Here is a 19,840-nt window from a genome sequence, read left to right as displayed (position 1 = left end):
CTTATGTTATGAACTCCATTATTGATTTTTGCTGTTAAAGGTTTATAAATGGGTTGAAATGGATGATAACCGCTTACAAATTATTATTGACGAAATTTGTCGACGGTGGTATTCTATCAATGCAGACAATTTGTTAGTTTAATAAACAAATTAAATAAACTTATTAGCCTCAAAAATATTTAAAACCTTTATTTTTTATCTCGTTTTGTAAAGGGTTACAGTTTGATTTAATTTAACAGGAAGAAGGAGTCATGATGGAGAATAGTGCCCAAAAAAAATTAACCTTAAAAGAAAAAGTCTCCTACGGTCTAGGTGATGTGGGTAACGGATTTATGTTTGATATGGGGCAAATTTATTTGCTTAAGTTCTATACAGATATTTTAGGAATTTCGGCTTATTGGGGCGGACTTGTATTTTTGATTTCGAAGATTTTTGATGCATTTGCAGATTCCTCAGTAGGTGCTTTTATAGATAAACGGAAGGTAGGGAAACGAGGTAAGTTCCGGCCGTTCATTTTATTTGGATCGATTCCTCTTGCCATTATGACAGTCATTTCTTTCATGGCACCTGACTTTTCAGATACAGGAAAAATTGCTTTTGCTTTTATAACCTATATGGCCTTTGGATTGTCGTATTCGATTGTTAACATTCCTTATGGATCACTGGCTGCTTCAATGACCCAAGATTCTGTGGACCGAGCATCTCTTGGATCCTTTAGAGCTATTGGCAGTCAATTTGCAATGCTTATTTCCGGGATGGTTGTGATCCCCATTGTTTTATATTTTCCAGATCAAAAATCAGGATATACTGTGGGCATCGGTTCGATGGCGTTAATTGGGATAATATTCCACTATATTTGCTATCGTAATACAAATGAAAATGTTATTAGGTTGCCTAAAAAAGAAGAAGAAAAGGTTCCAATGTCCAAACTCTTCAAACTATTGCTAAGTAATAGACCGCTAATTGCTCTCTGTTTCGTTTGTTTGTTTATGGTTGCGGGGAGTAACCTACGGACAGCTGTTCAGTTATATTACTTACAATATAATTTAGGTAATCCGGGTCTTATGTCTTTGCTGTCGTTTACTAGTATTGGAATCGCTGTCATTGGTTCATTTTTTATTCCAGCACTTGTTAAAAGACTTGGAAAAAAGAAAACATTTATTATCGGTCTTTTCATTGGAATTGCCGCAGATGTTGCCAACTTTGTTCTACCAGCTAACGTACCGACTTTCATAATATTACTTACAATTGGAAGCCTAGGTCTTAGCTTTGCACTAGGTTTACCATGGGTAATGGTTGCGGATGCAGTTGATTATCACGAATGGAAAACAGGACAACGGACAGAGGGGATTGTCTATTCAAGTTACAGTTTCTTCCGGAAACTAGCACAGGCGTTAGCCGGTTTTATTCCTGGCGTTGCCCTTGGATTAATTGGTTATGTTCCCAATGCAGAGCAAACAGCCGGCACACTCCTTGGTATAAAAGGATTAATGTTCCTGATTCCAGCCGGACTAAACTTAATCGCAGCGATTATCTTAATTGTTCTGTATAATTTAACTGAGGATCTTTATAAAAAGATTGTCGATGAGCTTAAAGATAAACAAAAGGTTAATGATAGTTTAAAAAGTGCCTAATACCATCGAAAAAACCCCTTTTAGCAAAAGCTAAAAGGGGTTTTTGTTCTATAAGGTGTGATTATCAATAAATGAGTGCGCTTCCAATTTGATTGGTTTTTATATCATAGGGTAAATTTAACATCGGGACATCCAGAAATTGTTTGATAGCAAGTGCACATGCTCCAAGGACACAAGATTTATTTCCGATAGTAGAGATCATTAATTCACGATAATGACTGATTGAAGAATTTAGATTCTTGGTTATTTTATTTAAAGAGTCCGGATAGATTCGCAACAATTCACTATCAAGTACGAGCACATCAGGATTATACATATTTATCATATTATTCAATCCAATCGATAGATAGAAGATGAACTGTTCCATCATTTCATGTACTTCCTCGTCGCCTTCATCAAGCCAAGTTTGAATGTGTTCGTAGGTAAGGTTCTCGATTTGTCTTTTTTCAGACAGATATTCAAATATGACTGTTTCCGAAGCATATTTTTCCCAGCATCCCTTATTTCCACAATTACATGGTTTACCTCCGGGGACAACAATCATATGACCAATTTCGCCGGCATAGCCTTCATTGCCCCGGAAAAAATCATCGTTCATCATCATGCCAAGACCGATACCCGAATAGAGGGTAGTACATAGCAGATTGTCTGTTTCATGGTGTATATAAACACGCTCTGCAAAAGAGCTTAGATTTGCATTATTCTCAAGATGAATCGGCAAATCGATTTCTCTTTCTAAATCACTTATTAAATTGATCCCATGCCAGTTAAACCGTGGAACATAGTGAATGATTTCATCTTTTCCAACCAAACCATGGATGGCGATTACAACTCCAACTATGCCGTAACGACTGTCATTGAATTCAGTTTTGTACTTTTTAATTTGTTCAACTAAAAGATGACAAATTTCTGTATATTCCACCGTACTAATTCTAATAATATTGGATGTAACAGGACTGCCAAGAAGATCTGTTAATGTAAATGATATTTGACCATAATCCAGATCAATACCAAGTGCATAGCCAGCTTGTCCGTTTAAAGAGAGCATAATTGGTTTCCTGCCCACTGTGAGATGTTCGAGATGAGTCTCTATAATTAGCCCCTCTGCTAACAAATCAGCAACTTGTGCAGAGATAGTTGCTCTCGTCAAGTTTGTGCTTTTGGAAAGATCCGCTCTTGAAATCATTCCTTCTTTAATAATTTCTCTAATAATTAACGAGCGATTAATTTTCTTTATATATGCCGCATCACCGGTAACCATTTATATTCATATCCTCCATTTCGGACTATACTTGTGTATATTACTATTATATCAGTTCTTTCATTAAATGGTCGTTATTATTCTTATATTTACTAAATAGTTAATTGACTAAACAAATTAATCGTGATAAATTATTAGTGTAATTAATTTGTTTAATAAACAAATTAAAGAGAGTCTAAATATTATACCTACTTTTTTATTTCTGTAAGGGGTTACAGAGCTAGTAAATTAACCGATAAATTTTTATCTAAAGGAGAGGTATTCGTTGAAAAAATTTATGGATCAACACTTTTTGTTAAATACAGAAACGGCCATTAAGCTTTATGAAAATGCAGCAGTTTCTTCACCAATTTTTGACTTTCATTGTCATTTAGACCCGAAGGAAGTTTGGGAAAACAAGTCTTATGAAAATATTACTCAAATTTGGCTTGGCGGGGACCATTATAAATGGCGGACAATGCGCATGCATGGTATTGGAGAGCAATACATTACCGGAGATGCAGGTGATTGGGAAAAATTTGCCGCATGGGCAGAGACGATTCCGTATTTAATTGGAAACCCAGTATACCACTGGACACACTTAGAATTAAAAATGTACTTTGGGATTGATAAAGTATTAAGCCCAGATACGGCTCGTGAAATTTGGGAAGAATGTAATCAAAAATTACAAACGCCTGAATTCACTGCAAGAGGTTTAATTGAGAGATCAAATGTGAAGTTTATCGGAACCACAGATGATCCAATTTCCACACTAGAATACCATCAATTACTGAAAAATGATGACACCTTTAAAACAATCATTGCTCCAACCTTCCGTCCTGATGGTGCAATGTTTATTGAACGTCCAACCTTCGCTAGCTGGATTGAAAAATTATCACAAGTTTCAGGTGTCAACGTGGATTCATTTGATGCATTACTGGCTGCATTAAAACAACGAGTTGCCTACTTCCATGAAAACGGAGGCCGCGCATCGGACCATGACATTCAGAGCATGGAATACGTGGAATCTACAAAACAGGAGATTGAAGAAATTTTCAATAAAAGACTAAGCGGCTTAGAGCTTACAACTAATGAATTGGTTTCATACCGTTACTACTTATTAAAAGAGCTTGGAAAGATGTATGCGGAGAAACAATGGGTTATGCAGCTTCATATGGGAGCGATGAGAAACAATAATTCAAGAATGAAAGAGCTTCTTGGAAATGACGTAGGATTTGATTCAGTTGGAGAAACTAATATGGCAGAAGGATTATCTCGTTTCTTAGATTCCTTAGATCAAGAAAATGCATTGCCGAGGACAGTATTGTTTAACTTAAACCAAAAAGACAATGTAATGCTGGCAGGTATGATGGGGAACTTCTATGAAGAAGGGATACCGGGAAAAGTTCAATTAGGCTCTGGCTGGTGGTTTTTAGACCATATCGATGGTATGGAGAGACAGATGAAGGATTTTGCCAATGTCGGATTACTTAGTCACTTTATCGGGATGCTGACAGACTCTCGCAGTTTCTTATCTTATGCACGTCATGATTATTTCCGCCGTATTCTGTGTAATCTCCTTGGCGAATGGGTTGAAAATGGGTTAGCGCCAAATGATATGAATCACATGGAGCAAATGGTACGGAATATTTGCTATGATAATGCCGAAGAATACTTTTTAAAGCGTTAATACAGAAATAACAATAGGCAGGGGTTCTATTAGGTTCCCCTCCTTACTTACTTGGTTCAATCCTTGATAAGGATAAAGAGTAACTGAATTGCTTGATGTTCTCACTTTTAATCGTTATTATGGATGTTATGTTAATGATGGTAATTAATAATACATAAAGAAAGTTGAGGTATTTAGAATGGCAAAACAACAAATTGGTGTAGTTGGTCTAGCAGTAATGGGGAAAAATCTTGCCTTAAATATTGAAAGCCGCGGTTATTCAGTCGCTGTTTTTAATCGTTCTTATGAAAAAACAGAAGAATTCTTAAAGAATGAAGCAGAAGGAAAAAACTTTGTAGGTGCACGTACTGTTGAAGAATTCGTTAATTCTTTAGAAAAGCCTCGTAAAATTTTATTAATGGTTAAAGCTGGTACTGCAACAGATGCTACAATTGACTCCTTGAAGCCATTTCTTGAAGAAGGCGATATCCTAATTGATGGTGGGAATACATTCTTCCAAGATACAATCAGACGTAATAAGGAGCTAGAGACTGCAGGATTCCATTTCATCGGAACTGGCGTTTCAGGTGGAGAGGAAGGCGCATTAAAAGGTCCTTCTATCATGCCAGGCGGTAAAGAAGAAGCGTATAACCTTGTTAAACCAATCTTAGAAGCCATTTCTGCAAAAGTAGAGGGCGATCCTTGCTGTACCTATATTGGTCCCAATGGTGCCGGTCACTATGTGAAAATGGTTCATAATGGAATTGAATATGGAGATATGCAGTTAATCTGTGAAGCTTATTTTATTTTGAAAAATGTCCTTGGTTTGGATGCAAAAGAGCTTCATGAGGTCTTTGCTGAATGGAATAAAGGTGAATTAGACAGCTATCTGATTGAAATTACGGCTGATATCTTTACAAAAGTGGATGAAGAAACTGGTAAACCAATGGTTGACTTAATCCTTGATACGGCTGGTCAAAAGGGTACTGGTAAATGGACAAGCCAAAATGCTTTAGACTTAGGTGTTCCACTTCCAATTATCACTGAATCTGTATTTGCCCGCTTTATTTCAGCAATGAAGGATGAGCGTGTTAAGGCAAGTCAGGTTCTTAATGGACCGGAAGTTAAGGGCTTTGAAGGCAATAAAGAAGAATTAATCGAAGCAGTTCGTAAAGCATTATATATGAGTAAAATTGTTTCTTATGCACAAGGTTTTGCACAAATGCGTGCTGCATCAGAAGAATATGATTGGAATCTTCGTTACGGAGATATCGCAATGATTTTCCGCGGCGGCTGTATTATTCGTGCACAATTCTTACAAAAAATTAAGGATGCGTATGATCGCGATCCAGAATTAAGAAACTTATTGTTAGATCCTTACTTTAAAGATATCGTTGAGAACTATCAGCAGCCATTACGTCAAGTTCTTGCTGTAGCAATTGAACGTGGTATTCCTGTACCATCATTCGCTAGTGCGATTGCCTATTATGACAGCTACCGTACTGAAACACTCCCAGCCAATTTGTTACAAGCTCAACGTGACTACTTTGGTGCTCACACTTATCAACGTGTTGATAAAGAAGGAGTTTTCCATACCAACTGGATGAAATAATCGAATTGAATTAGAACATTACTAATAGAGACAAAAACTAGCCATTTAAAGCTAGTTTTGTCTCTATTTTTTATAAAAATTGTCTGTAATTTTATTATTAAAAAGCAATTTCAGTCAAATAAAAAGTATTTTACAGCAGGATAAGAGAATGATTTTTGTGTCTAAGTGTAATAAAATATAAGTATGTTTAGTTAACAAACTAAATTGACAGCGGTTACTTTTAAGGGTGTGAGCCATGGATAAGCCGATCAACTTTCCTTATAAATCAAAAATAATGGATGAGTGGATAAACGCTTTCTACAGAGTAAAAGGAATGGAAAAATATATCTCTGAATTTCACTCTCACCAGGAGTACGAAATTTATTTTTTTCATTCTGGCGATTGTAAGTATTTAATTAATAATCGGATTTATGAACTTCAGCCAGGTGATATTATCCTATTGGATGGCATGACATTGCATAAACCAAATCCAGGAACAAGCAGTCCTTATACAAGAAGTATGATTCACTTTTCACCTACATGGCTGCAAGAGTTATTAAACGCTCTTGGAATACCAAATTTGTTAGATCCGTTTAAAAAGCTGAACAATTGCCTGCTTCGCACTGGTTACGATGAAAATGGGCAATTTGTGGATGGACGGATTAAGGAAATCGCTGCTTCATTAGAACATATTGTTGAAGAAGCACAGCAAACAGGTAAGAAAAATGAATTTTTAGAAGCTGAAGTGAAACTTGAATTAGTTCAATTATTATTAGGGATTTATAAGATGAGTCAAAAGCAATTGTCTCAAATCATCAGTAAAAAGTCAGAAAAGGAACTTCATGCCGAGGAAATCGCGTCTTGGATAAATGATCATTTTAAAGGAAAAGTTAGTTTAGATAAAATAGCTTCAGAATTAAATCTGAGTAAGTATTATGCTTCGCATGTATTTAAAGAAGTCACTGGCTTTACGGTAATGGAATACGTCATGGCTTGCAGACTTAATCAAGTGAAATATTTGTTGGAAATGGAACCAAACCAATCCCTTACAGAGGTATCTCAATCATCAGGCTTTGAGAGTGTTGCCCATTTCAGCCGCTTTTTCAAAGAGAAGGTTGGCATTACTCCTTCGCAATATCGTAAAACAAAACTCAGCCGCAACATTCCTGTTAATAAGGAGGTAAAGCATAAATGAATCAAAATTTATTGATTTCAGGATTTTCAGATGAAATTTCATCTGATTTTAATACCCAACTTGAGGTTGTCTCAAATCTAGGTATGAAATATATTTCGTTACGAGGCATTGATGGGAAAAATATAGGTGATTTTACCGTTGATGAAATCAAAGAAAACGTCCAGCCTAGGCTTCAAAAAGCTGGAATTGGTGTTTCTTCTATCGGCTCACCTATTGGTAAAGTATTCATCAATGATGAAGAAGGCTTTGCTAAGCAAAAGCTAATGTTGGACAAGCTTTGCCAAATTAGCAACTTGCTCGATTGTAAATATATGCGAATCTTCAGCTTCTATATTCCTAAGGGGGAGGATGCAGATCAATATCGTAGTCAAGTTGTTAGTAAACTAAAGGAATTTGCAGCAATTGCGGAAAAATACAATATTATTTTACTGCATGAAAATGAAAAGGATATCTTTGGTGATATCGCAAGACGCTGTCATGAAATTTTAACAGAAGTAGGTTCTCCATACTTTAAAGGAATTTTTGACTTTGCTAATTTTGTTCAGTGCGGCGAAGACACAGAGGAGTGTTACGATCTCTTAAAGGATGAGATTGTTTATATACACATAAAGGATGCTGTAACATCGGATAGTCAAAATGTTGTTTGTGGAACTGGAGAAGGTAAAATACCGCAAATCTTAACTCAGTTTATTGAGGGCGGCTATAAAGGCTTCTTAACGCTTGAGCCACATCTCGTTCTTTTTGATTCTCTAAAGGATTTAGAGCTTGAGGATGCAACCGAGATTATTAAGGACAACAAAGGGCTGGATGGTGCCGGCGGTTACAAGCTTCAATATGAAGCATTATTGGAAATTCTTAAAAAAATTGAAAGCGAGGAAATTTAATTATGGCTAATGTAAGATTAGGGATTATTGGATTAGGTGCTGAAGGCGGTATGTACGCTAACTTCATTACTGAAGGAAAAGTTAAAAACATGGTGATTGGTGCGATTTGTGATAATGATCCTGCTAAAAAACAAGTAGCAGAAGAGAAGTATCCTGGTATTCCATTCTACGATAATTATATCGATATGCTTGAAAGTGGTGATGTTGATGCAGTTGTTACAACTGTACCGCATTATCTCCATGCTGAAATGGGAATCGAAGCACTAAAAAGAGACATTCATGCATTAGTGGAAAAACCAGCTGGTGTTTATACAAAACAAGTTAAAGAGTTAAACGACTTTGCAGCAACAAAGCCTGAACTTAAGTTTGCAATCTTCTTTAACCAGCGTACAAATCCACTTTATAAAAAAGTAAAAGAACTTATTGATAAGGGTGAGATTGGCAGCATCCGCAATACCAACTGGATTATTACTACCTGGTGGAGACCTCAAGGGTATTACAATCAAAGTGAATGGAGAGCAACTTGGGGTGGAGAAGGCGGCGGTGTCCTTGTAAACCAAGCGCCACACCAAATTGACTTGCTTCAATGGATGTGCGGCATGCCGAAAAAGGTTTATGCAAAATTAAACTATGGCTATCAAAGAGATATTGTGGTTGAAGACGATGTGACTGCAGTATTTGATTATGGAAATGGTGCTACCGGTGTATTCGTAACTCGTACGCACGATGTAATGGGGACAGACCGTTTAGAAATCTTAGGTGATAAAGGAAAAATCGTGGTAGACGATAGTAAAAAAGTAACTATCAAACGCCTGAAACAAGCTGAAAGTGAAATGAGCGCTTCAATGGATATGTCAGATGTAATGAAGCTGTTTATGGGCGGCGGTGCAGGTGATATTTTCACTGAAGAAGTACTTGATTTTGGCAATGTTTGGGGCGAACAACACATTGCTGTATTAGAAGACTTTGCTTCAGCAATCGTAGAAGGTACACCATTATTAGCACCAGGCAGCGACGGTATTAATGGTGTTAGACTTGCAAATGCAATGCACCTGTCAAGCTGGTTAGGCAAGGAAATCGAAGTACCATTTGATGAAGATTTATTCCTAGAAGAATTAAATAAACGAATTACTGAAGAAGGTAAATATCCGGTTAGAAAGTAATTAAACACATGAAAACTAACTCATCGCTATTATAGCTTTGAGTTCGTTTCAAAAAAGGGGATAGGCTGATGCTAAAAGTAGCAGTAATTGGACTTGGAGATATTTCTAAAATTCATATTCCAGCTATACAAGCTAACCCAAATGCGGAATTGGTGGCAGTTTGTGATAATAATGAATCATTAAAAGATACCGTACCAGGGGTAAACTTTTATACGGATTATCATGAGATGCTAGAAAAAGAAATGCTGGATTGTGTCCATAATTGTCTGCCTCACTACTTACACTACCCTGTAACAAAAGCTTGTGTTGAAAAGGGAGTACATGTATTTCAAGAAAAGCCGCTTGGCTTGAACACGGAAGAGGGACAGGCGCTTGTCAAACTTGAGGAAGTACACAATGATGTTAAAATCGGTGTGTGTTTACAAAACCGGTATAATGAAACATTTGAAATGCTTCAAGAGATGGTTAAGAGCGGCGAATACGGAAAAGTCACCGGTGTCAAGGGCTTGGTACCTTGGTTTAGACCAAAGGCTTATTATGATGTTAAGCCCTGGCGTGGTCAAATGGAGTATGCCGGCGGCGGCGTAATGATTAACCAAGCTCTTCATACCTTAGATTTACTGCAGCTGCTCGGTGGTGAAATGGAAGCAATCAGAGGAACCATTGACCAACTATTGGACTACGGAATAGAAGTCGAAGATACAGCATCGGCTCATATTCAGTTTAAAAATGGTGCCAAGGGGTTATTCTTTGCCACGAATGCCAATGCAGAAAATGCAAGTGTTGAGCTAGAGGCAGTCTTAGAAAAAGGAAAATTTAACATCAAGGATAGCATTCTTACAAGAGTGACACTAGAGGGTAAAAAGGAAGAATTGGTAGAGGACGCTAAGCTGCCTGGCTCAAAATTCTATTATGGTGCAAGTCATGTGAAAACGATCAATCAATTCTATAACTGTATTTTGCAAGACAGCCATGATTATGTTCATGCAAAGGATGCACTCGTTTCCATGCAAATGATCGATGCTGTTCTTCTGTCTTCAGAGACAAAACAAACGATAAAAATGGAGGGGTAACCATGAAAAAAGGTAAAATTGGCGTTCAAATGATGATGTTAAAAGGCAAAGTAGAAGAACTAGGTGCCTATGAAACAATGAGAAAAGTTCAGGAGCTTGGATATCATGCTGTAGAGGTATCCCAAATTCCAATGACCGCTGAAAATGTTGCTGAATTAAAAAGAGCAAGTGAAGATTTTGATATCAAAATTGCAGCGCTATCTGCAGCGGTTGAGCCAATGATGCCTGGTATGCCAGGAGAAACATTAACCAACGATTTCGATAAAATTGTTAACGATTGTAAGACCCTAGATTGTAATTTTTTACGAATCGGAATGCTGCCGTTAACCTGTATGGGTCATAAAGATAAAATCATGGAATTTATAGATAAGGCAGAAAAAATGGCACATAGATTAGCGGAACATGGAATTGAATTGTATTATCATACACATCACCTCGAGTTCCAAAAATATGATGGTGAATATTTATTGGATATCATTAAAAATAACACAACAAAACTTGGCTTTGAGTTAGATGTTCACTGGATTCAAAGAGCAGGCGTAAATCCAGTCGAGTTCGTTAAAGAATACTCTGGACGTATTTCTTTATTGCACCTAAAGGATTACCGAATCGGACAGATGGATTTAAGTGAAGTAGACTTTAAAGACATGGCTAAATTCATGCATATCTTTACAAGCACGATTGAATTCGCCGAGCTTGGGGAAGGCAACCTTGATGTCAAAGCAATTATCGAAGCAGGTTTGGAGAGCGGAGTACAATATTTCTTGGTAGAACAAGATGATACCTATGGTCGTGATCCATTAGATTGTTTAGAAATATCAGCAAACCACCTAAGAAAATTAGGCTATAGCGATTGGTTTTAAGTAAAATGGGTGTCAGGCACTAATAGAGTGTCAGGCACTTTTTTTTATTTTAAACAAAAAAAACCAATTCACATTTTATTTGTGTGAATTGGTTCTGACTGGTTCGGATAGATGAAATGGAATGTATTCACCATTTTTTTCAATTTGTTTAATTACTAAATTAATTAACTTCTTCATTACAATTCCTCCTATTAATTTGATACTCTTATTATCATTCATTACCAAGTTTTAAACAATCTCACTGAAAACGGAAACAAACGTCATGAAAACGGGAACATTTGGTATGAAAATGTTACCATCACTCTTTTTCTTATAATTACATCGTTTTTCTCGTCTTTTCGTAAATTTCCATAGGAAAAAGAAAAAGCCCTCGGAAGTGAAGGCTTATGTTCCTTTTTGCTTATTCTATTTATCGAGAAAGCTTTCCTCAGTCAAAGTTAAACAAAGCTCTGAAACTCCTAAGAAGTTTTGAATTGCCAGTGCGCAGGCTCCCATGATACACGCCCTTTTCCCAAATTGTGAGATCACCAATTCCGAATAATGGCTAATGGAGGAAGTGAGATGGGCTTTAAGTTCTTCAGCTGCATTAGGATATAAACGGAGGATTTCACTATTGACCACTAATATTTCAGGATTATAAAGGTTAATCAAATTATTTAAACCAATTGAAATAAACATGATAAATCGATCAATCTCTTTTTGGAAAGCAGGGTCATGCTCAAGCAACCGATTTTGGAAATCAATATAGTTAAAAGCTAGGTTCTTTTGATCCTTAGCTAAATGGGTAATAAAACTTAATTCGGAAGCGTATTGTTCCCAACAGCCCAAATTTCCGCAACGGCAGGGGAGTCCATTTGGGACGACAATCATATGCCCTATCTCGCCCGCATAACCGTGAAATCCTTTGAATAATGTATCATTAATAATGAAACCAAGACCAATTCCAGAATACAGGCTGACGGATAATAGGTTGTTGCATTGGTGGTGCTTGTAGACTTTTTCTGCAATGGAGCAAAGGTTAGCATTATTTTCGATGTAAACATTAATTCCGATTGCCTTTTCTAGGTCCTCTTTTAAGGTTTTGTTTTGCCAGCCGTGTTGAGGGACAAAATCAATTATTTCATCTTTATTGACAATTCCATGTATTCCAATGGCAATTCCAACAAGACCGTAACGAGTATGATTGAATTTGGATTTATAATTATTGATCTGATCGATTAATATCTTAAGAATGAAATCATAATCTGAGACATTGAGTTCTATTATATCAGTTTGAATGGAAGTACCAATTAAATCCGAAATGGTAAAAGTAATTGAACTTTTATCTAGATCAATTCCCAGGGCAAACCCTGCTTCTCGATTAACGGAGAGCATGATGGGCCTTCTTCCTACACTTTTGTGTTCCTGCTGTGTTTCATAAATTAGTTCTTTGTCCAATAAATCTGATACCTGTACAGAGATGGTTGCTTTATTTAATCCTGTAAGCTTGGCAAGCTCTGCTCTAGATATCAATTTATGCTCAACAATTTTACTTAAGATCAAAGATCTGTTTATTTTTTTGATAAATGCTGCATCTCCTGTGAGCATAAAGAACCTCCTTGCTATTTTTTAAAAGGAAATAAGCTATAAATATTGACGTAATTTAGTCCTAATGATATTATACAGGTAATTAGTTTGTTTGGTAAACAAATTAAAGAAAAAATATCATTACCTTTTTTTAACTTCTTTTGAAAGGGATTACAGAAGATATATTAATAATCCTAATAAATACATGGAAAAGTAACGAATGAGGAAACTTAATAGTAAATAAAGGAGTGAAGTAAACATGGGTATCCTTCAGGAATTATTAAAAGATATTCCAGTTCCTAAAATGGCCAAAGTCAAAGTTAACTTTGATAACAAAAAGATTGATGATCTTGGCTCTGCGCTTTTTGAACAATTACAGCAAGTACATATTGAGAATAAAATTCAGCCTGGGATGGAAATCGCCTTAGCGGTAGGAAGCCGAGGGCTCGATCGCCTCGTTGAAATTACTGCAGTAACGGTAAAGTTTCTAAAAGACTTAGGTGCAAAACCTTTTATTGTCCCAAGTATGGGCAGCCACGGAGGTGCGACAGCAGAGGGTCAACGCGAAGTTTTATCCCATCTAGGGGTGACCGAGGATAGCGTTGGGTGTGAGATTCGCTCTTCAATGGAGGTAGTGAAAATTAGTGAGCTTCCGAATGGGTTACCTGTATATGTGGATAAATTTGCTTCAGAAGCCGACGGAATTGTTATTATTAACCGAGTAAAACCACATACAGCCTTTCGTGGACCTGTTGAAAGTGGAATTATGAAGATGATTAGCATTGGATTAGGGAAGCAAAAAGGGGCAGAAGCTTGTCATCAAATGGGCTTTAAATATATGGCAGAAAATGTCCCGGCGATGGCGAAAATCATCATGGAAAAGACACCGATACTTTTCGGAGTGGCAACGGTTGAAAATGCATTTGATAAAGTAGCAATTATTGATGTTCTAACTCCAGAAGAGATTATTAATAAAGAACATGAACTTCAAAAGCAAGCAAAAGAGTTATTACCAAAGCTTTTCTTTGATCAATTAGATGTCCTTGTCATCGATGAAATCGGTAAAAATATTAGTGGGGATGGCATGGATCCAAATATTACGGGACGTTATCCAACCCCCTATGCTTCAGGTGGACCTGACGTAAATAAAATGGTGGTACTCGATGTAACTCATCAATCCGAGGGAAATGCCAATGGTGTTGGGACGGCTGATTTTACAACACAACGGTTAGTAGACAAGATGGATAAAGAGGGAACTTATGCAAATGGTTTAACCTCAACCGTTGTTGCTCCTACAAAAATAGCTACAACATTGCCAAACGATAAGCAAGCAATTCAAGCTGCGATTAAAACTTGTAATATTTTGGATTTTAGAAACGTCAAATTAGTCCGCATTAAAAATACATTAGTGCTAAGTGAAATTGAAGTGTCTGAGCCTTTACTAGAATATGTAAAGCAGCATCCGAATATGGAGCTAAGTTCAGATCTTTATGAAATTACTTTCAATGAAAATGGAGATTTATTTTAATAAACCAAGGGAGAGATAAATGATGTCAAAAATATTTGATTTAACTGGAAAAGTTGCGGTAGCAGTTGGTGGAAATGGTGTTTTAGGATCAGCGATGGCAAAAGGCTTGGCAGAACATGGTGCAAAAGTCGCGATTGTAGGACGTAATCTTGAAAAAGCAGAGGAAGTTGTCAAGGAAATTAAAGAAAATGGTGGAGACGCAAAGGCTTTTTCTGCTGATGTTAGTTCAAAAGATTCTATAATTAACGTTGCGAATGAAATCGAACAATGGTCCGGCGGCTGGGATATTCTTTTAAATGCTCCAGGTACAAATAGTGCCACACCATTTTTTGAACTCGGTATGGACGAATGGGACAAAATTATGGATATAAATTTAAAAGGAATTGTGTTAACCTGCCAGATTTTTGCGAAGAAAATGATTGAGCAGGATAGAAAAGGAAGCATTATTAATATCTCATCTGTATCTTCAACAACACCACTATCAAGAGTGTTTACGTATTCCGTATCAAAAGCAGGTATTAATAGTGTTACACAATTTTTAGCACGTGAATTTGCTCCGAATGGTATTCGGGTCAATGCTATTATTCCGGGATTTTTCCCTGCAGAACAAAATCGGAAAATTTTAGACAAAGAACGCATTGAATCAATTATGAGACATACTCCAATGAATCGCTTTGGGGAAGCGGAAGAATTGCAAGGTGCAACGGTTTGGCTTGCCTCTGATAAAGCGTCAAGTTTTGTAACAGGTACGCTTATTCGAGTGGACGGCGGCTTTGGCAGCATGACAATATAATCCAAGGTGAACATAAATCTACAGCCTAATAAATAAATTAACAGTGGCTGACTTTAAATTAGATAAGGGATGGGAGGAGAAAAGGGCCATGCTAACAGAGAAATACAAAAGTTTAACGTCTATTCTCCGAGAAATGGAATCCGTGGTTGTAGCGTTTTCAGGAGGAGTGGACAGTACATTTCTACTAAAGGCGGCTGTGGATGCATTAGGTGCGGACCATGTTCTCGCTGTTACAGCAGACTCTGAAAGCTACCCTTCTAGTGAGCTTGAAGAGGCAAAAGTACTGGCAAATCAAATTGGTGTCAGGCACCAAGTAATTGAAACATCTGAACTCGCAATTCCGGGGTACGCGGAAAACAATAAAAATCGGTGCTATTTCTGTAAAAGCAGTTTGTTTGATCATCTAATTCCTGTCATGGAAGAAAAGGGTTTTCAAAATGTGGTTTATGGAGTCATTGCCGATGATATGAATGAATTTCGACCAGGAATGCAAGCCGCTAAGGAAAAGGGGATACGCGGCCCACTCCTAGAAGCAAATCTGTTTAAACAAGAAATCAGAGAACTCTCCCGTGAATTTAATTTGCCAACATGGGATAAACCATCGTTAGCTTGTCTGTCTTCAAGAATTGCGTACGGTGAATATATTACAAAAGAAAAGCTGACTAAGGTTGAAAAAGCAGAGGCTTTTTTAAAAACATTTGATATCCATCAGGTTCGGGTACGAACACATCAGGATATTGCAAGAATCGAAGTAGAACCTAAGGATATGAAGGAGATTCTTGATAATCATGACTCAATCGTGAAAGCACTTCAAGGCTTTGGTTACAAATATATCACGTTAGATTTAATTGGATATCAAAGTGGAAGTATGAACAAGGTGTTATCTTAGTAGCTTCTGCTTCGTCAATTTGGTTTAGGAAAGTGCTTTGAAAAAAGGCTTTGGAATGATCCAAAGCCTTTTATTATAACGATAATAAAATGGCGAAAAATGATAATGTTACTTAATGCTATGTGAAAAGGAAGAGGAAGCATGTCAAGAGAAGTTGTAATTGGACTAGATATTGGAACAACAAGTGTTAAAGCATGCGTATTTGACTTACACGGGAAATTAATAGCAGAAGCAGAGAGAATGAACACGTTTAATTACCCACAGCAAGGCTGGGTGGAACAAGATCCCATTGAGATTGAACAATCCGCTGTCCAAGCTATAAAAGAGGCGATTCAAAAAGCAGGTATTGAGAAAAATGATCTGATTTCAATTGGATTTTCTGCTGCCATGCATTCACTTATTTGTGTAGATGAGACTGGTTCTCCCATTTCTCCAGCTTTAATTTGGGCTGATGGAAGAAGTTATCCACAATCAGAATCAGTGATAGAAACAATGGGTAACGAGGTTTATTCAGAAACAGGAACACCGGTTCACCCAATGACACCATTCGTTAAGTTGTTATGGATGAAAGAAACAGACTATGAACCCTACCTTCAAGCTAAGTACTTTATGTCGATTAAGGAGTATTTACTCCAATGCTGGTTTAATCAGCGGGTAATTGATTATTCGATGGCATCTGCGACAGGGTTATTTAACCCATCCACACATACCTGGAATCAAAAGTTATTAACGCTTACGGGTATTCATGAGGCACAGCTTTCAAGAATTGTCCCGCCGACAGAGGTACTAACGGGAATTAGTCCTCAAATTGCGGAAGAAATGGGCATAGACTCTGAACTTCCTTTTGTCATCGGTGCTGCTGATGGTCAGTTGGCTAACTTGGGAATTGGAGCGATTCTCCCTGGTGAAGTGGCGGTTTCCGTAGGAACTAGCGGGGCCATCAGGCAAATAACTTCAGGCGTTAAGATAAGTGATAATCAAGAAACCTTTTGTTATTCCTTTACTGAAGATTCTTCTATCATAGGCGGTCCAACGAATAATGGCGGGATTGCCTTACAATGGGTAAAGGACCTGTTAAATGACCAAAGAAGCTTCACTGAATTCCTTGCAGATGCTGAAAAGGTTTCACTTGGTTCAGACGGAATCCTTTTTCTACCTTATATTAATGGCGAAAGAGCACCAATCTGGAATCAACGGGCAAAAGGAAACTTTTATGGATTATCTATTACACATAAAAGAGAACATTTTATACGAGCGGTTCTAGAAGGGATTACTTTTAACCTCTTTCAAATTGGCAAGGCATTAGAGCGGTTAGCAGGGAAGCATCAAAAGATTTATGTTAACGGTGGTTTATCGAGATCTCGATTATGGCTGCAAATGATGGCAGATGTATTCGAAGCGGAAATTTATGTTCCAGAGAGCTACCACAGTGCAGCCTGGGGAGCAGCTTGGACAGCACTAGTTGCTACAGGAAAGGTAAAATCTTTTGAAGATATTAAAGAGAATATTCCTATGGGTGAAGCCATCGTTCCAATTAAAGAAAATAGTGAAAAATATAGAATGATCTATGATAACTATGAAAAGTTGGCAAGTGTAATGTCCAAAAATTTTTGAAGTGTATATTGAGGGGGAGAACGAATGCTTGAAGAAATTTTAGAGCAGGTTCAAAGAGGTACCCTAAGTGTCGAAGAAGCCAAGGAGAAATTAGCAACATTTGAGAATTTAGGTTTTGCAAAAATTGATCATCATCGTAAAAAACGGCAAGGATTCCCCGAGGTCGTGTACGGTGAAGGGAAGACGAATGAACAAATTATTTCAATTATCCAAGTGTTAAGAGCTCGAAACAATCAAGTACTCGTTACTCGAATTTCCAAAGAAAAGGCAGAAATAGTTCAACGTTCGTGCCCTGAGTTTATCTACAAAGAAGAAGCACAAATTCTGTTTTGGAAAGACGAAAATACGGAAGAAGCGGCTCCTCAAGGATATATTGCCGTGATTTGTGCAGGAACCTCGGATTTACGGGTTGCGGAGGAAGCAGCAGTTACTGCTGAAGTATTAGGCAGTAAGGTACATCGTTTCTATGATGTAGGTGTTGCCGGTATTCATCGCCTGTTAAGCCACGCTGAAGAAATTCAAAATGCCACGGTCTCCGTTGTTGTAGCAGGTATGGAAGGAGCTCTTCCAAGCGTAGTAGGCGGGCTTGTATCACATCCTGTAATTGCTGTTCCGACAAGTGTTGGGTATGGGGCCAATTTTAATGGATTATCTGCTTTGTTAACGATGTTAAATTCATGTGCATCCGGGATTAGTGTCGTGAATATTGATAATGGGTTTGGCGGAGGATATAACGCAGTATTAATTGATCAACTCGCACAAAAAGGGGCTAGGAAGAATTGAGAACACTTTATTTTGATTGTTTTTCAGGTATCAGTGGGGATATGGTGATTGGTGCCCTAATTGATGCCGGAGCAGATCCCAACCGTTTAGTAGAGGAATTAAAAAAGCTTCATATAGAGGATGAGTATAAGTTAACATGGAAAAAGCTAGTGAAAAATGGGATTACTAGTACAAAATTTGATGTGGTGTTGATGAACAATGTTCAGTCGCACCATCACGACCATGATGGTGCTCACGACCACGAGCATGAGCACCATCATGACCATCACCATGAGCACCACCACCATCATGATCACCGGGCATATAAAGATATTGTTGGTTTAATTGAAAATGCTGGTTTTGATGATCCTGTGAAAATAACTGCTCTAAAAATCTTTAAAAGAATTGGTGAAGCAGAAGGACATATCCATGGAATTCCATTAGAGAAGGTCCATTTTCATGAAGTAGGGGCAGTCGATTCGATTATTGATATTATTGGGGCAGCTATCTTAATACATCAATTAGAAATCGACATAATCAAATCATCGCCCATTCCGGTGGGAACAGGTCGTATCCACATTGACCATGGAGTTTATCCTGTCCCGGCACCTGCAACATTAGAAATTTTAAAAGGGGTGCCAATTGATCAGTCAGATATTAAATTTGAGCTAACTACGCCAACAGGCGCAGCGATAGTTTCTGTCCTTGCAGAGGAGTTTTGTTCGATTCCTTCAATGAAAATCAATTCAATTGGCTACGGTGCGGGAACAAAAACATTTAAAAATCATCCGAATGTACTCCGTGTCATTATCGGTGATTAAGGTTTTTGTTTGTTACAGTCTGATAAAGATCTACCCCATACGTAAAAATGCTAAATGAAAGGAGATTGTCTCTTGGTATCACATCCTGCCAATCATGAACATATCGATGATCAAATGGTCAAAATGGAAGTTAACCTTGATGATATTCCCGGAGAATGGCTTGGCTATGTAATGGATCTCCTTTTTGAGGCTGGGGCAAATGATGTTTTCTATACACCAATCTATATGAAAAAAAATAGACCAGGTGTATTACTTCAATTACTTTGCGCCCAGAAGCATGTAGCTAATATAAAGGAAATCCTTTTTAAAGAAACCACTACACTAGGGGTACGTTATTATCCTTTAACAGTACACCGGTTAGAAAGAAAGTTTAGGATGGTTACAACCGAGTGTGGTCCTGTGACAGTTAAAGAAGGAATGTATAATGGAGACGTCGTGCAAAGGGCCCCAGAGTTTGAGGAATGCAAAAGCATTGCACAAATACATAACATTCCCTTGAAAAAAGTTTACGAAATGGTTTGGAAGGCTTTGGGCAGTGAAAACTAAGCCTTTCAA

General features: G+C 37.5%; 15 protein-coding genes and 1 pseudogene. 14 read left to right on the top strand and 2 right to left on the bottom strand.

Annotated elements, in window-relative coordinates; translation table 11 throughout:
* Nucleotides 1-254: 254 nt before the first annotated feature.
* A complete protein-coding gene (locus BDR01S_RS12160) occupies nt 255-1,634 on the top strand; it encodes a glycoside-pentoside-hexuronide (GPH):cation symporter (RefSeq protein WP_235846552.1) in 1,380 nt (459 codons plus the stop codon).
* A 64-nt stretch (nt 1,635-1,698) separates the two neighbouring features.
* Here BDR01S_RS12160 and BDR01S_RS12155 read toward each other — a convergent pair whose 3' ends face one another.
* Complete coding sequence (locus BDR01S_RS12155) at nt 1,699-2,895, bottom strand: ROK family transcriptional regulator (protein ID WP_066251675.1); 1,197 nt, start codon at nt 2,893-2,895, stop codon at nt 1,699-1,701.
* Nucleotides 2,896-3,160: 265 nt separating this feature from the next.
* On the opposite strand from BDR01S_RS12155, the gene uxaC reads away from it, so the two are divergent.
* The 7 genes from uxaC (at nt 3,161) to BDR01S_RS12120 (ending at nt 11,312) form a co-directional block, all read left to right on the top strand.
* Entirely contained in the window at nt 3,161-4,564 is a 1,404-nt protein-coding gene (gene uxaC, locus BDR01S_RS12150) for a glucuronate isomerase (protein ID WP_066251678.1), read from the top strand.
* Nucleotides 4,565-4,742: 178 nt separating this feature from the next.
* Complete coding sequence (gene gnd, locus BDR01S_RS12145) at nt 4,743-6,155, top strand: NADP-dependent phosphogluconate dehydrogenase (RefSeq protein WP_066251680.1); 1,413 nt, start codon at nt 4,743-4,745, stop codon at nt 6,153-6,155.
* Between the two features lie 235 nt (nt 6,156-6,390).
* A complete protein-coding gene (locus tag BDR01S_RS12140) occupies nt 6,391-7,329 on the top strand; it encodes an AraC family transcriptional regulator (protein ID WP_066363176.1) in 939 nt (312 codons plus the stop codon).
* Nucleotides 7,326-8,213: a sugar phosphate isomerase/epimerase family protein gene (locus BDR01S_RS12135; RefSeq protein ID WP_066251685.1), complete on the top strand. Its 888-nt coding sequence runs from the start codon at nt 7,326-7,328 to the stop codon at nt 8,211-8,213. The genes BDR01S_RS12140 and BDR01S_RS12135 overlap by 4 nt, the downstream gene beginning before the upstream one ends.
* 2 nt (nt 8,214-8,215) lie before the next feature.
* Nucleotides 8,216-9,376: a Gfo/Idh/MocA family protein gene (locus BDR01S_RS12130; protein ID WP_066251690.1), complete on the top strand. Its 1,161-nt coding sequence runs from the start codon at nt 8,216-8,218 to the stop codon at nt 9,374-9,376.
* 68 nt (nt 9,377-9,444) lie between these two features.
* The gene (locus tag BDR01S_RS12125) at nt 9,445-10,449 is read left to right on the top strand and encodes a Gfo/Idh/MocA family protein (RefSeq protein WP_066251692.1); all 1,005 of its coding nucleotides are present in this window, start codon (nt 9,445-9,447) and stop codon (nt 10,447-10,449) included.
* A 2-nt stretch (nt 10,450-10,451) separates the two neighbouring features.
* Nucleotides 10,452-11,312, top strand: coding sequence for a sugar phosphate isomerase/epimerase family protein (locus tag BDR01S_RS12120; protein ID WP_066251694.1), 861 nt, complete (start codon nt 10,452-10,454; stop codon nt 11,310-11,312).
* Between the two features lie 405 nt (nt 11,313-11,717).
* Here BDR01S_RS12120 and BDR01S_RS12115 read toward each other — a convergent pair whose 3' ends face one another.
* Nucleotides 11,718-12,899, bottom strand: coding sequence for an ROK family transcriptional regulator (locus tag BDR01S_RS12115; protein ID WP_066251697.1), 1,182 nt, complete (start codon nt 12,897-12,899; stop codon nt 11,718-11,720).
* A 238-nt stretch (nt 12,900-13,137) separates the two neighbouring features.
* Here BDR01S_RS12115 and BDR01S_RS12110 point away from each other — a divergent pair, with 238 nt between their 5' ends.
* The 6 genes and pseudogenes from BDR01S_RS12110 (at nt 13,138) to larC (ending at nt 19,831) form a co-directional block, all read left to right on the top strand.
* The gene (locus BDR01S_RS12110) at nt 13,138-14,406 is read left to right on the top strand and encodes a nickel pincer cofactor-dependent isomerase, group 22 (protein WP_066251698.1); all 1,269 of its coding nucleotides are present in this window, start codon (nt 13,138-13,140) and stop codon (nt 14,404-14,406) included.
* Nucleotides 14,407-14,428: 22 nt separating this feature from the next.
* The gene (locus BDR01S_RS12105; RefSeq protein WP_082797405.1) at nt 14,429-15,199 is read left to right on the top strand and encodes an SDR family oxidoreductase; all 771 of its coding nucleotides are present in this window, start codon (nt 14,429-14,431) and stop codon (nt 15,197-15,199) included.
* 88 nt (nt 15,200-15,287) lie between these two features.
* Nucleotides 15,288-16,088, top strand: a complete 801-nt coding sequence (gene larE / locus BDR01S_RS12100) for an ATP-dependent sacrificial sulfur transferase LarE (protein ID WP_066251701.1) — start codon at nt 15,288-15,290, stop codon at nt 16,086-16,088.
* Nucleotides 16,089-16,229: 141 nt separating this feature from the next.
* Nucleotides 16,230-17,702 carry a gluconokinase gene (locus BDR01S_RS12095; RefSeq protein ID WP_066251704.1) on the top strand — a complete coding sequence of 491 codons (1,473 nt, stop codon included), beginning with the start codon at nt 16,230-16,232 and terminating at the stop codon, nt 17,700-17,702.
* A gap of 24 nt (nt 17,703-17,726) precedes the next feature.
* Nucleotides 17,727-18,485 carry a nickel pincer cofactor biosynthesis protein LarB gene (gene larB / locus BDR01S_RS12090; protein WP_066251707.1) on the top strand — a complete coding sequence of 253 codons (759 nt, stop codon included), beginning with the start codon at nt 17,727-17,729 and terminating at the stop codon, nt 18,483-18,485.
* 41 nt (nt 18,486-18,526) lie between these two features.
* Nucleotides 18,527-19,831, top strand: a pseudogene (gene larC, locus BDR01S_RS26260) (nickel pincer cofactor biosynthesis protein LarC).
* Nucleotides 19,832-19,840: the final 9 nt, after the last annotated feature.

Source organism: Neobacillus drentensis NBRC 102427 (assembly GCF_001591445.1).
In the GTDB taxonomy this organism is placed as follows: Bacteria; Bacillota; Bacilli; order Bacillales; family Cytobacillaceae; genus Neobacillus; species Neobacillus drentensis.
This window is presented reverse-complemented; position numbering and strand designations above follow the sequence as displayed.

Bases quoted from the DNA above. Each gene is read 5' to 3' on its own strand.
- gnd (WP_066251680.1), top strand. From the start codon at position 4,743: ATGGCAAAACAACAAATTGGTGTAGTTGGTCTAGCAGTAATGGGGAAA.
- BDR01S_RS12160 (WP_235846552.1), top strand. From the start codon at position 255: ATGGAGAATAGTGCCCAAAAAAAATTAACCTTAAAAGAAAAAGTCTCC.
- BDR01S_RS12135 (WP_066251685.1), top strand. From the start codon at position 7,326: ATGAATCAAAATTTATTGATTTCAGGATTTTCAGATGAAATTTCATCT.
- BDR01S_RS12105 (WP_082797405.1), top strand. From the start codon at position 14,429: ATGTCAAAAATATTTGATTTAACTGGAAAAGTTGCGGTAGCAGTTGGT.
- BDR01S_RS12120 (WP_066251694.1), top strand. From the start codon at position 10,452: ATGAAAAAAGGTAAAATTGGCGTTCAAATGATGATGTTAAAAGGCAAA.
- BDR01S_RS12155 (WP_066251675.1), bottom strand. From the start codon at position 2,895: ATGGTTACCGGTGATGCGGCATATATAAAGAAAATTAATCGCTCGTTA.
- BDR01S_RS12130 (WP_066251690.1), top strand. From the start codon at position 8,216: ATGGCTAATGTAAGATTAGGGATTATTGGATTAGGTGCTGAAGGCGGT.
- BDR01S_RS12095 (WP_066251704.1), top strand. From the start codon at position 16,230: ATGTCAAGAGAAGTTGTAATTGGACTAGATATTGGAACAACAAGTGTT.
- larE (WP_066251701.1), top strand. From the start codon at position 15,288: ATGCTAACAGAGAAATACAAAAGTTTAACGTCTATTCTCCGAGAAATG.
- BDR01S_RS12110 (WP_066251698.1), top strand. From the start codon at position 13,138: ATGGGTATCCTTCAGGAATTATTAAAAGATATTCCAGTTCCTAAAATG.
- BDR01S_RS12115 (WP_066251697.1), bottom strand. From the start codon at position 12,899: ATGCTCACAGGAGATGCAGCATTTATCAAAAAAATAAACAGATCTTTG.
- BDR01S_RS12125 (WP_066251692.1), top strand. From the start codon at position 9,445: ATGCTAAAAGTAGCAGTAATTGGACTTGGAGATATTTCTAAAATTCAT.
- BDR01S_RS12140 (WP_066363176.1), top strand. From the start codon at position 6,391: ATGGATAAGCCGATCAACTTTCCTTATAAATCAAAAATAATGGATGAG.
- larB (WP_066251707.1), top strand. From the start codon at position 17,727: ATGCTTGAAGAAATTTTAGAGCAGGTTCAAAGAGGTACCCTAAGTGTC.